The 11,875-nt window shown below is 63.3% G+C and carries 13 protein-coding genes and 1 other RNA gene; 7 read left to right on the top strand and 7 right to left on the bottom strand.

Annotated features, from left to right (window positions below):
* Positions 1–116 precede the first annotated feature (116 nt).
* The 4 genes from ACTXGA_RS10865 to ACTXGA_RS10850 form a co-directional block, all read right to left on the bottom strand.
* A complete protein-coding gene (locus tag ACTXGA_RS10865) occupies positions 117–734 on the bottom strand; it encodes a class I SAM-dependent methyltransferase (protein WP_443393506.1) in 618 nt (205 codons plus the stop codon).
* 1 nt (position 735) lies between these two features.
* On the bottom strand, positions 736–1,500 hold the full coding sequence (gene pssA, locus ACTXGA_RS10860) for a CDP-diacylglycerol--serine O-phosphatidyltransferase (RefSeq protein WP_443393504.1): 765 nt from the start codon (positions 1,498–1,500) through the stop codon (positions 736–738).
* Positions 1,493–2,191, bottom strand: a complete 699-nt coding sequence (locus tag ACTXGA_RS10855) for a phosphatidylserine decarboxylase (RefSeq protein ID WP_443393502.1) — start codon at positions 2,189–2,191, stop codon at positions 1,493–1,495. The genes pssA and ACTXGA_RS10855 overlap by 8 nt, the downstream gene beginning before the upstream one ends.
* Before the next feature lie 344 nt (positions 2,192–2,535).
* The gene (locus tag ACTXGA_RS10850) at positions 2,536–3,630 is read right to left on the bottom strand and encodes a THUMP domain-containing class I SAM-dependent RNA methyltransferase (RefSeq protein WP_443393500.1); all 1,095 of its coding nucleotides are present in this window, start codon (positions 3,628–3,630) and stop codon (positions 2,536–2,538) included.
* An 85-nt stretch (positions 3,631–3,715) separates the two neighbouring features.
* On the opposite strand from ACTXGA_RS10850, the gene ffs reads away from it, so the two are divergent.
* Positions 3,716–3,815: signal recognition particle sRNA small type (gene ffs / locus ACTXGA_RS10845), an RNA gene on the top strand.
* A 96-nt stretch (positions 3,816–3,911) separates the two neighbouring features.
* Here ffs and ACTXGA_RS10840 read toward each other — a convergent pair.
* From ACTXGA_RS10840 to ypfJ, 3 genes are all read right to left on the bottom strand, one after another.
* Entirely contained in the window at positions 3,912–4,469 is a 558-nt protein-coding gene (locus ACTXGA_RS10840; RefSeq protein WP_443393498.1) for a protein-tyrosine phosphatase family protein, read from the bottom strand.
* A 244-nt stretch (positions 4,470–4,713) separates the two neighbouring features.
* Positions 4,714–6,249 carry an ankyrin repeat domain-containing protein gene (locus ACTXGA_RS10835; protein WP_443393496.1) on the bottom strand — a complete coding sequence of 512 codons (1,536 nt, stop codon included), beginning with the start codon at positions 6,247–6,249 and terminating at the stop codon, positions 4,714–4,716.
* Between the two features lie 170 nt (positions 6,250–6,419).
* A complete protein-coding gene (gene ypfJ / locus ACTXGA_RS10830) occupies positions 6,420–7,268 on the bottom strand; it encodes a KPN_02809 family neutral zinc metallopeptidase (RefSeq protein ID WP_443393494.1) in 849 nt (282 codons plus the stop codon).
* Between the two features lie 127 nt (positions 7,269–7,395).
* On the opposite strand from ypfJ, the gene ACTXGA_RS10825 reads away from it, so the two are divergent.
* From ACTXGA_RS10825 to ACTXGA_RS10800, 6 genes are all read left to right on the top strand, one after another.
* Positions 7,396–9,132 carry a DNA polymerase III subunit gamma/tau gene (locus ACTXGA_RS10825; protein WP_443393492.1) on the top strand — a complete coding sequence of 579 codons (1,737 nt, stop codon included), beginning with the start codon at positions 7,396–7,398 and terminating at the stop codon, positions 9,130–9,132.
* Positions 9,129–9,548, top strand: coding sequence for a hypothetical protein (locus ACTXGA_RS10820; protein WP_443393491.1), 420 nt, complete (start codon positions 9,129–9,131; stop codon positions 9,546–9,548). The genes ACTXGA_RS10825 and ACTXGA_RS10820 overlap by 4 nt, the downstream gene beginning before the upstream one ends.
* Before the next feature lie 296 nt (positions 9,549–9,844).
* Entirely contained in the window at positions 9,845–10,081 is a 237-nt protein-coding gene (locus ACTXGA_RS10815) for a hypothetical protein (protein ID WP_443393489.1), read from the top strand.
* A gap of 67 nt (positions 10,082–10,148) precedes the next feature.
* Complete coding sequence (locus tag ACTXGA_RS10810; protein WP_443393487.1) at positions 10,149–10,370, top strand: hypothetical protein; 222 nt, start codon at positions 10,149–10,151, stop codon at positions 10,368–10,370.
* Between the two features lie 92 nt (positions 10,371–10,462).
* A complete protein-coding gene (locus tag ACTXGA_RS10805) occupies positions 10,463–10,807 on the top strand; it encodes a YbaB/EbfC family nucleoid-associated protein (RefSeq protein ID WP_443393485.1) in 345 nt (114 codons plus the stop codon).
* A gap of 3 nt (positions 10,808–10,810) precedes the next feature.
* Complete coding sequence (locus ACTXGA_RS10800; protein WP_443393483.1) at positions 10,811–11,875, top strand: TraB/GumN family protein; 1,065 nt, start codon at positions 10,811–10,813, stop codon at positions 11,873–11,875.

Genomic DNA, 11,875 nt, shown 5'->3' with positions numbered 1-11,875 from the left:
CCAACATCTCGATTGCCCTTTGTGATTCCACAGGGACCGATGCTGCCCGGCGCAGCACGGCAGACAAAGCCGCATCTGCCGCTACGGGCCGTCCCGAACGCCCCACGAAAATCCAGTTACAACGTCTTTTTCAGAACCAGAAAGGTCATCATCCGGAACGGAGGGAACGCCTTGTATTCCTCGATCTCCAGCGACGGCTCCTGCAGCACCCTCTCCAGCTCGAAATCAGAGTGCCAGCCAAGGATGTTCGCGAAGGGCGCAGAGACACGTTCAAGAAACGCCAGCAGGCCTTGCGTGCGCTTGAAATGGTTCGTGATCACCACCCGCCCGCCGGGTTTCACCACCCGCGCGATCTCTGACATCACCTTTTCCGGCTCGGGGACAACCGACAGCACATGCATCGCGGTCACCGTGTCAAAGCTGTTGTCCGCAAAATCCAGCTTTCGGGCGTCCATCTGGCGCAGGGCGGCCACATGCGTGAGCTTCAGTTCCTCAACCCTGTTTCTGGCCTTGGCCAGCATGTCGTGGCTGAAATCTATCCCGGTGACTGTCAGCTCCGGTTTGTAATATTTCAGGGAAAGCCCGGTTCCGACGCCAACCTCCAGAACAGAGCCTTCCAGACCATTCATGTACTGCACAGCCCGGCGCCTGCCGGCATGGCTCACGGCGCCGAATGTTTTGTCATAAACCGGCGCCCAACGGGCATAAGAGGTCTGAATGGCTTCGATTTCCATTTCATTTCCCTGTTTTCAAATTGGCTCGCGACTGGGCGAAAAAACACCAGATGACCGTTCCGACATAGACCAGACAGATGGCCACCAGCGTGATCCACGCAAAGGTCACGACCGCGCCTCCGACAAAGGCGAAGCCCAGCAAAAAGTACTTTACGTTCCCCCGTGATATCCGGGCACGTTTAAAAGACCATGTGGGAATGCGGCTGATCATTGCCAGTCCAACCACAACCATGTGAATGCAGATCAGCACATCCGGCAAAAGGGGCGCGCCCGGAAATGCAAAGGACACGGTCATGGGCAAAAGGACCAGCAATGCGCCCGCAGGTGACGGAACGCCGACAAAACAATCCTTCGACGCAACCGGTTCGTTATCGGGTCCGGGCTTGTTTCCGACGTTGAAACGCGCCAACCGCAGGACGCAGCAAATCGCGTAGACCAGGACAGAAATCCACGCGAACCCGCGCATGTCCTGCAAGGCCCAGAAATAAAGCAGCAGGCCCGGGGCCACGCCGAAGTTCAGGAAATCCGCCAGCGAATCCAGCTCTGCGCCCATCTTGCTGTCGCTTTTCAACAGCCGCGCGATCTTGCCGTCCAAACCGTCCAGAACACAGGCCGCGACGATCAACTGGACCGCCAGAACAAAGTTGCCCTCCACGCCGAAACGGATTGCCGACAACCCGGCGCAGATCCCCGCCGTGGTCAGCATGTTCGGGATCAGCTGAATCAGCTCAAGATAGGGCGCCGGCTTGTCCGTGCGTTCAGTCATTCGCGATCTGCGCGTTGGCGTCGGGCGCAATGTCGCCCAGCTCGGCAATCACGGTTTCGCCCGCCACCATCGTCTGACCGATGCTGACCAGCGGCGCGACATTGGGGGGAAGATAGACATCCAGACGAGAGCCAAATCGGATCAGGCCAAACCGTTCGCCGGTCTGCAACTGGGCGCCCGGCTTCACGAAACAGACGATGCGGCGCGCAACAAGGCCCGCAATCTGCACAACCGCCAGTTCCCGACCATCCGCCAGACGCACACACAGGCCGTTGCGTTCATTGTCGACGCTTGCCTTGTCCAGAGAGGCGTTAAAGAACTTGCCCGGACGATAGGCCACAGAGGTGATTTCACCCGCGATCGGGCATCGGTTCACGTGGCAGTTGAACACGTTCATGAAAACGCTGACCCGGGTCAGCGGCGTATCCGCCATGCCCAGTTCGGACGGCGGCACCGCGGGTTCGATCAGTGACACGACCCCATCCGCCGGACTGACGATCAGTCCCGGTCTGGTCGGGGGCACGCGTTCCGGGTCGCGAAAGAAGTAGTAACACCAGACTGTAATGCCGACGCCGATCCATCCCAGAATGGACGAAATAAGGAACAGGCCAACGCTCACCGCGGCGAAGATCGCGACGAATTTCCGGCCCTCCGGGTGCATCGGCTTGATGAAGGTTCCAAGCATGTTCATTGCATATTTCCCTCATGGCAGCTCAAGCATCTGTCATAGGGGCCTAGGCGGCGCGCGCAAGCAGGATTCAGAACGATGGCGACGGGTCTTTGGAAAATTCTTGCGGTGATTGCTGTCCGCTGACGCTGTCCCCGGGGCCGGTGCAGCCCGGCGCGATCCTGTCCAAATCACGCCCCCCCGGTTTCCGAAACGGTCGCCGTTTTGCCGAAAAGCCGTTCGGACAGGACGACATGGCGCGTCCGGAATGGCTCGGGAATTTCAGGCCGTTTCCTAAGCGTTGGTTAAAACGCGCCTGTAACCCATTGATTTGGCATTCCCCCTAAGCTGTCCACGCGTGGACAGCCTCAGATTTTCGCCTGATACAGCTTCACTTTCAGCCCGCCAAAAGACACCGGCGGCCCCGCCTGCAGGTCCAGCCCCGTCGCCTTGGCCAGACCCCCGTCCGAGGTCACCATGCCCAGCCGCCAGCCCTGAAACCGCTCCTTCAACACGCCCCCAAGGCTGCCATAAAGCGCGAACAAAAGCTTTCGGTTGCCGATCCGCGCGCCATAGGGCGGGTTCACCATCACCAGCCCCGGCGCCCCCTCGGGCCGCTGCAATTCACTGACCGGCGCACGCGTGAAAGAGCACAGCTCCCCCACCCCGGCCCGCGCCGCGTTGGCCACACTCATCCGGATCGCCCCGTCATCCCGGTCCGCCCCATAAAACCGCAGCGCCACGTCCCGCGCCGCCATCGTGGGCGTCCCCGGCACCTCGACCGCCAGTTGCTCAAAGGCAAAGCTCCGCGACCGCCCCGGCGCAAGACCCGCCGCGATTTCCGCCGCCTCGATGACAAAGGTGCCAGAGCCGCACATCGGATCGACCACGGTCTCTGTCCCGTCATAGCCGCAGGCCCGCAGGAACAGCGCCGCCAGCGTCTCTCGCATCGGGGCCTTGCCCACCTGTTCCTTGTGGCCCCGCTTGTGCAGCGGCTGGCCAGAGGTGTCGACGGAGAAGACCACCAGATCATCCTCGATCCGCACCATGATGCGCACCGCCTCGTCCGAGGCCTCTGACAGCACCGGCGCGCCCACCGTGGCCGCAATCGCCCCCTCCACCCGCTGCCGGGCGGCACGATCATGATAGATCTTCGAATTGCGGCAGGTCACCTCGACCCGCACCGGCACGTCGGGCCGCAACACCGCGGCCCAGTCCAGCTTTTTCGCCCGCTTGTCCAGTTGCGCCAGATGCATCGCCCGGAACTGCGCGAACCGCGCCAGCACTCGTCCGGCCCCGCGCAATTCGCGGTTGGCCCGGGCCACTTCCCCCCAACCGCCCTCAAAGGTCACGCCGCCGGGAACGGCTTTGGCCTGCGCGAATCCAGCCGCCTGAACCTCGTCCAGCAGCACCGGTTCCAGCCCCGGCGGCGCGCTTGCGAAAATCTCGAATGTCTGATCCATCCCGCCCTCATAGCGAAGCCCTGCGCCGAACGGGAGAGATCAAAGCGACCCATTGCAAATTCTCGGGGCAGGCCTTAGATAACCCGTCGAGAGGTTGTGCGGGCAAGCGCTTCGCCAACCCGGTCAGATCCGGAAGGAAGCAGCCGTAACGAATCCCGCTTGGGTCGTTGCAATCTCTCACCACCCACGCCGCCGGATGTCCGGTCTCGCCGTGGGGAACCTTCAGGACATCGATCTCGCTATTACCCAGCCTGCTGGCGGTTTGTATCTGCGCCGAAAGGTCAGTCAGACTGCGGGTGCCGGACAAAGGGCACTGGTTCGCGTTGCGCGGCCAAGGCCCAGGTCAACTGATCATGCTTCAGGAACCGCCCGCCCTGCACCGCCTCAAGCCGCGCTTCGGCTTCGTCATGGGCCTCACCGGCTTCGATCATCAGGCGCAGCGCCAGCATGCCGGATCGTCCCCGCCCCGAACGGCTGTGGATCATCACACGTCCACCGCCCAGCAAGGCCTTGCGTGCCTGCGTGCTGATGCCGGGCCATGCCTCTTCGACATTGGCGTTGGGCACCTGTCCGGACCGCATCGGCAGATGCACCCAGCGCGTTCCCTTGTCCTGAATGTCCTGACCAAGGGATTTGGCCCCGGCCTCCAGCATTTCGACGTGGCTGACCAGCGAGATGACCATCGCAGGGCGCCAGCTTGACAGGTGTTCAAGATCGCCGCGATAGGCCCCGCCCGCACCGGGTAAGGGAGACAGAGCAAGAATGCCGCCGCCAACTGGCAGGGCGTGGAGCACGACGGGCTCAGCCGCGGCGATGCAGCTCACCTCTTGCTCGACCATAAAAACAACTCCCCCAATACACGGCAGCGTGGCGGCAGTCCGCGCCCCCTTCCCCAAGGAGAACGGAAATCCGCCCGAAATAACTCTACGCCTCAGGATGCGCTGTCCCAGCGATTCGGGTCCGGAAAACCGATTGTTTCCGCCCGATCCGCTGGGCCATGTTGCTCTTTTCCCACGAACTGAGGTTTTCAGGTCACGCGCTGCACAATCGGTTGGCAATACCGACGGGCTAGTGCGGGGCGCATCAAACAACCTGTCCGGGGCGCGCTTCGGCCCAGTCTTCGAGAAAGGCTCGGACATCGTCGCGACCGGCAAAGCCGATGGCCGCGCGCGGCAGGGCAACGCCATGCTCCAGCGCCAGTTCCAGACAGGCAATGTGATCGCGGCTGTCGCGCTCCGGCGCGTTCTCTGACCCGTGCAGGATGGTCGATAACAGCGTTCCCCCGTAGCCGTTCACATGGCTCAGGTCCGGGCGGAGGTACAGGAAATACGCCATGACCTCGGGCAATCCTTCCCATCCGGCCACCTGCACCGGTGTCAGCCCCATGTCGTCCGGGGTGTCCCACGGCATCCCCAACGCAACCAGCCGCCGCAGATGCGGCAGGCGATCCGGCAGGTGAAGGATCTCGCGCAGGATGTGGCGATAGGCCCGTGGCAGAGTATCGGGATCGATGAATTGACCGGGGCTGTCCTGACCATCCGCCGCGCGGGCCAGCAAGACCTCTGCATCTGTCAGCGTCACCGCACCACCGCGCGCTTCGATGGCGGCGCTGACGGCCCGGTTGCCGAAAACGCGGGCGTAGGCATAGGCATTCGCCCCCATGTAGACACGAGCCGGGTCCGCGCCTGCATCCAGCAACAGATCCACCATGCGTCCGTCACAGCCACGCCGGGCTGCCTGATGCAAGGCAGGCACGACCCAGGGCTGTTCGCCTCCGACCTCTGCCTCATTGAAATCATCGGCCTTGGCCCCATGCGCCAGCAGCAACTCGACCGCTGCATGGTCATGAAAATCCATCGCTCGCAGCAGTGCATTGGTGCCGCGCGGATCGGCCCCTGCCTTCAGCAGCATCCGAAGCCCGTCGCGATGGCCCAGCTCGGTCGCGTGATACAGCGACTCTCCGTCGTTCGGGTTGGCGCCATGGTCCAGCAGCCAACGGCCCAACACCATGTTATCGGCATGTCCAATGGCGCCGTAGAGCGCGGACAGCAGGTGATCATCCCCTTCGGCGAAGGGATAACCATCGTTCACGTCCGCGCCGTGGGCGACCAGCATTTCGGCCACGGCAAGCATGTCTCCCTCAAGCTCTGGCCGCTGGTGGATCCATCGGGAAAAGGCAAGGTGCAGGATGGGCCGCTTGGGGCCAAGCAGGCGCACCGCCAGCCCCGGATCGCGCGCCAGTGCCGCCTCGACCGCAGCCCGGTCGTACAGCGCGCATTGCATGCCAAAGAGCCCGTCGGCAAGGTCCGGCGTTTCCGCGAGCAGATGGGCAACCACCGCGTTCTGGCCATGCGCCAGCGCCAGTTTCAGGCGCTGCTGCCGCGCGGCGCGGTCAAGGCCGATGGTTTCGGCCGCGAGTTTGAGTTTCGGCCAGCTGGCAAACCCGTTTTCCTGCGCGACGATATGCAGGAAATCGGCGCGGCGCAGGGTGGACAGATCGGGACGTGGCGGATGCTGTTTGACCCGCTGCACAGCGGAAACATCGCCCGCGTCATAGGCACGTTGAAGGCGCTTGGCGGCCAGACGCAGGGCATCAAGGGACTGGGGAGGTATCGGCATATCGGTTCCTCATCACGGCCCGCGATCCGCTGCTCGGGCAAGAGAAAACCGAATTTTCGGCGAAAATTCGTTTCGACGCAGGTACAGACGCTTTCCGCGGATCAGGAGGCCCCCTGCGAGCGGCCTCCTGTCAGATAGCACCGCCTGCGCCGACCGCGCAAGTCCGGGCGTTACAGACGGTCGGTGTCAAACGTATTGCACTGACCGGGGTCACCGGAATCGTACCCGCGCGCGAACCAGCTTTGCCGCTGTTCGGACGTGCCGTGGGTAAAGGTATGGGGGTTCGGGACCCGCCCTGCCCGCTTTTGGAGATAGTCGTCACCAATCCGGCGCGCCGCGTTCAGGGCTTCATCCAGATCACCCTTTTCCATCAGCCCCTGCACGTTGCGTGCCCAGACACCGCTGAGGCAATCCGCCTGCAATTCCAGACGCACGGTCAGGGCGTTGGCCTCCCGCTCTGCGGACCTTTGGCGCGCGGTCTGAACCTGCCCCAGAATGCCCAGCTCGTTCTGCACGTGGTGCGCCACTTCGTGGGCGATGACATAGGCCGCCGCGAAATCGCCGCCCGCCCCCAGTTGGTCGCGCATGGTCGCGAAAAATGCAGTGTCCAGATACGCTTTCTCATCCGCTGGACAGTAAAACGGTCCGGTCGCGCCAGAGGCGCCGCCGCATGGGCTTTGCGTGACCCTGGAATAGAGCACCATCACGGGCGGCTCATAGGGCTCGCCGAATGCCTTGGGGAATATCCCGCTCCAGACCTCCTCGGTGGTCGCCAGAACGCGCGCGCTGAACTCTCCTGCCTGCTGTTCAGCCTCGGTCAGCTCACGCGGTGCGCTGTTTTGGGGCGCGATCTGGCCCCCGTTCAATAGAGGCGTGACATCGATGCCGGTGAAATAGCTGATCGCCAGCACGATCAGAACGCCGCCAACCCCCAAACCGCCCAGACCGGCCGCCTTGCCACCGCCGCGCCCGCGCCGATCCTCGACGTTCCGGCTGCTTCTCACGTTTCTCAAACGCATGTCGCCTCTCCAAATCCCTACCGTACAGGACTAACCCTGCTGACTGTTGAGCGGTTCCCCCGCCCGATCTGCTTGCGGTTACCCCGTCCGAACCGCTAGCTTCAACGCGCCGCATCAAGGACAGCTTATGACCGACTCGCCCGCCTATCAGGTGCTCGCCCGCAAGTACCGCCCCGAGACCTTTGCCGATCTCGTCGGACAGGACGCGATGGTGCGTACCCTGCGCAATGCCTTTCAGGCGGACCGCATTGCTCAGGCCTTTATCATGACCGGCATCCGGGGCACGGGGAAAACCACCACCGCCCGGATCATCGCCAAGGGCATGAACTGCATCGGCGAGGACGGACAGGGCGGGCCCACGACCGATCCCTGCGGCAAGTGCGAACACTGCGTGGCCATCATGGAAGGCCGCCATGTCGACGTGATGGAGATGGACGCCGCGTCGCGCACCGGCGTCAACGATATCCGAGAGATCATCGACAGTGTGCATTACCGGGCGGCCAGCGCGCGCTACAAGATCTACATCATCGACGAGGTTCACATGCTGTCCAAGAGCGCGTTCAACGCGCTGTTGAAGACGCTGGAAGAACCCCCCGCGCATGTGAAGTTCATCTTCGCCACGACCGAAATCCGTCAGGTGCCGGTGACGGTACTGAGCCGCTGTCAGCGGTTCGACCTGCGCCGCATCGAACCCGAGGTCATGATTGCGCTCTTGCGCAAGATAGCAACCTCGGAACAGGCCGAGATCACGGATGAGGCGCTGGCCCTGATCACCCGCGCAGCTGAGGGCTCCGCCCGTGATGCAACCTCTCTGCTGGATCAGGCGATCAGCCATGGTGCCGGGGAAACCACCGCCGATCAGGTCCGTGCCATGCTGGGCCTTGCGGATCGTGGACGTGTCATGGACCTGTTCGACCGGATCATGCGGGGCGACGCGGCCGGTGCGCTGACCGAACTGGCGGCGCAATATGCCGACGGGGCGGACCCCCTCGCCGTGCTGCGAGACCTGGCGGAACTGACGCACTGGATTTCGGTGGTCAAGATCACGCCGGAGGCCGCCGAGGATCCAACCGTATCGCCCGACGAACGTGCGCGCGGACAGGGCTTTGCCGAAGGTCTGGGCATGCGCGCGCTGGCGCGGGCATGGCAGATGCTGCTGAAGGCGATCGAAGAGGTGTCCAATGCGCCTTCTGCGATGATGGCCGCCGAGATGGCCGTGATCCGCCTGACCCATGTGGCCGAACTGCCCTCACCGGACGAGTTGATCCGCAAGCTGCAGGATACTCCGCCGCCGCCCGCCCCCGCTGGCGGCCCCGGTGGCGGTGCCACAGGCCCGGTGCATTCCGCGCCGCAGGCCTCTGTGCAGCGCGGGGGGACCGTTCAGGGGGGCGGACAAGTGACGGCGCTTGCCGCACAGACCGAAGAGGCGCTGGCGCGTTATCCCACGTTCGAACACGTGCTGGAGCTGATCCGCACCAATCGCGATGTCAAACTGCTGGTCGAGATCGAGGCCGGTGTCCGCCTTGCGGCCTATCAGCCCGGACGGATCGAATTCACCCCGGCAGAGAACGCCGCGCCCGATCTGGCACAGCGGCTTGGCTCGTCCCTGCAACGCTGGACCGGCAATCGCTGGGCAGTGATCCTCGTCAACGACTGCGACGCCCCCACGGTAAACGAACGCGACAACGCGGCCAAGCTGGCGCTGGAGGCAGAAGCGCTGGAACATCCGCTGGTGAAGGCTGCGCTGGCCGCCTTCCCCAAGGCGAAGATCACCGAGATCCGCACACCGGAGGCCGCCGCGAACCAAGCCTTTGAGGAAGCCCTGCCAGAGGTCGAAGACGAATGGGATCCATTCGAAGAATGATCCGCCTGCGGCACGTCCTTCACGCCCGCACGTTGGCCATCGGGGCGCTGGCATCTTGGCCTTCGACGCTTCTGGCGGATGTCTGTGCAGTGGAACGTCCGGACTGGGACGGCGCACCGGTCAGCGGGCTTGACGAGACGGTGATGCTGGCTGGCTCGCTTCCGTCCCTCGCTCTGATCCTCGTCACGGCCCTTGCGGTGCGGTTTCGCAACCAATGGGCCGGACTTGCCGCGGTATCCGGCTGGTCGCTGTTGATCTACTTCCTGACCTTCAGTGGTCCGGCCGCCGCCACACGGCAAATCGCGGCGGCAGAAGGCTGCGTCGGGTCGCCGACCCTTTTCATTGCGATCGTGACCGCGATGAGCATTGCAACCATCCTTTACACGGCCCCGACGACCGCGAAATCCAAGGAGTAAGCGGCGAGTTTCTCGCCGAAAGGGAACACCGGCCGCATTACTTGGGGCGGTGCATCCATGGCCTGACGCACAAAAGCCCCCCGGAAACCTGCCAAATGCGGGGAAAACCGCGCGGCACGCATCAAATATGAAGCCGCGCAAAATATCTCAGTCCAACTCACTGGGAAAAAACAATTATTCACCCAAAGCCTTTCAAGGTCGGGGTTAGCCCACCAGACAAACGGCACGAAAACCGCCAAATTCCAATTGCGAACAAAACGCACCCTTTAAAAACCAACAGTTCATTGGAGACAGACATGACACGCATTCTTTTCACCGCCGCCGCCCTGACCATCGGTACCCTGGCCGCGAGCACCGCATCGGCGGGTTGTAGCCCAGCCTGTAAATCTGGTGAGACCTGCCGCTATGAGGCCGCTGGCGACAAGTATTACTGTGCCGCGACCAAGGGCTTTCAAGCGGGTGGCAAGTCCATCGTCCCGGGCACCATGAGCACCACCGGCCCGACGACCAAACTGCGCACCCTTGGCAAGTAACCCAAGAATACGGCCACGGGCGTAATCCGCGCCTGTGGCCCCCTCAAGAAACTGGAAAGGTTCCGCCATGCGCCGCTTTCTGATCACCGCCCTCCTGACCATCTCCGCCGCCGCAGCACAGGCCGGCGACAACAGCATCTGCAAGCTTTGTGGAAAGGGAGAGGTCTGCGCCTATGAAAAATCCTCTGACACCTACTACTGCAAAGCTTCCTCCAGCGTGACGCGCGCGCCGGGCAAGGGCATCGTCCTGTCGCCAACCAAGCGCCTGCGCAGCCTCAGCTCGCAATAACGCGTCGGCCCTGTCCGGGATGCCTGCCTTGCCCCCGCCGTCCACCTTCAGTAACACTTTCAGCCAACAATTTCTCTCGGGAGACAGAGACGATGCTGAAGGGTTTGGGCGGTCTTGGCGACATGGCCAAGATGATGAAACAGGCGCAGGAAATGCAGGGCAAGATGGCCCAGATGCAAGAGGACTTGGCCAATATGACCGTCACCGGCGAATCCGGCGCCGGCCTGGTCAAGGCCACGGCCACCGCCAAGGGTGAGCTGACAGGGCTGGAAATCGATCCTTCGATCTTTGTGCCTTCCGAAAAGGAAGTGGCAGAGGACCTGATCCTTGCCGCGATCAAGGACGCGCAGGCACGCGCCGCAGAGCGGGCGCAGCAAGAGATGAAGGCACTGACGGATTCGCTTGGCCTGCCCGCCGACATGAAACTGCCGTTCTAAGCCATGATCGGTCTGCGTCCGCTTCGTACAGCTACCGCCACCATCGTCGCGTTGAGCGCCGTGGCGGCACCTGCGGCGGCGCAGGACTGGGCCACCCGCAGCTTCTGCGAGCCTGAGACCATCGCCGTTCTGGACGCAGCCTTTGGACACGCCGATCTGGCCGAGGTCGAGCAGCGTGCGGCCGAAATCCCTAATGGCACCGGGCGGCTCTGGCAGATCACCGCGCCTGACGGCGCGGTTTCGCACCTTTGGGGCACAATGCACAGCAGTCACCGCCGCGTGCTGGACATGCCCGACCTTGCACTTGACCTGATCGATGGCGCGGAGCTTGTCGCGCTGGAGATTGATCCGACCTTTCCCAACCGCGAAAGCCATGACCGCTACATGAGCGGCGACCGGCTGTACCGGCCTGCCCGGTCCAATTTCCGGTTCGAGGATCTGGGCCTGTCACCCGACCTCAAACAACACATCGGGCGCCGGTTCGAATCTCTTGGCTGGCCCGCCACCTCGGTCGATGACCTGACCTTTGGCGGGCTTGTCGACTTCATGCTCTACGACCCCTGCGAGGATTTTGCCGCCGGGGTGCTGCCGAAGCAGGACAGTTTCATCCAAGCGCGCGCCTATATCGAGGGCACGCCGATCCTTGCGCTGGAGCCGGTCGACCGGCTGTCGCGCAAGCTCGATACGCCGGGGAACGAGGGGCTCGCCCGTGCCCTGATCGCAACCTACGGTGTCTACCTGCTGCCGGGCAGCCCGCCAGAGGCGCGCGCCACCTCGCTGGCGCTGTATACCGAAGGCCGCATCGGCATGATGATGGCCTGGGACGAGGCGGAGGTCACGGGCACCCTGGGCGCTGAGGGACCGGATCTCTATGCGCGGATGACCGAATACCTTGTCGACGAACGCAACCGCGATTTCGTGAACGCGGCGCGCGAGGCGCTGAAGGCCGGCAATCTCTTCATCGCCGTGGGCAGTTTTCACCTTCCGGGCCAGAACGGCATGATCGAACTGCTGCGGACCGAAGGGTTCGACGTCAGCCGCGTCTCCCTTCCCGGCGAGGCCCCGTGA

Source organism: Antarctobacter jejuensis, from assembly GCF_052266595.1.
Taxonomy (GTDB): Bacteria; Pseudomonadota; Alphaproteobacteria; order Rhodobacterales; family Rhodobacteraceae; genus Antarctobacter; species Antarctobacter jejuensis.
Note: the sequence above shows the minus strand (reverse complement) of the source record. Positions and strands in the feature narration are given on the sequence as shown.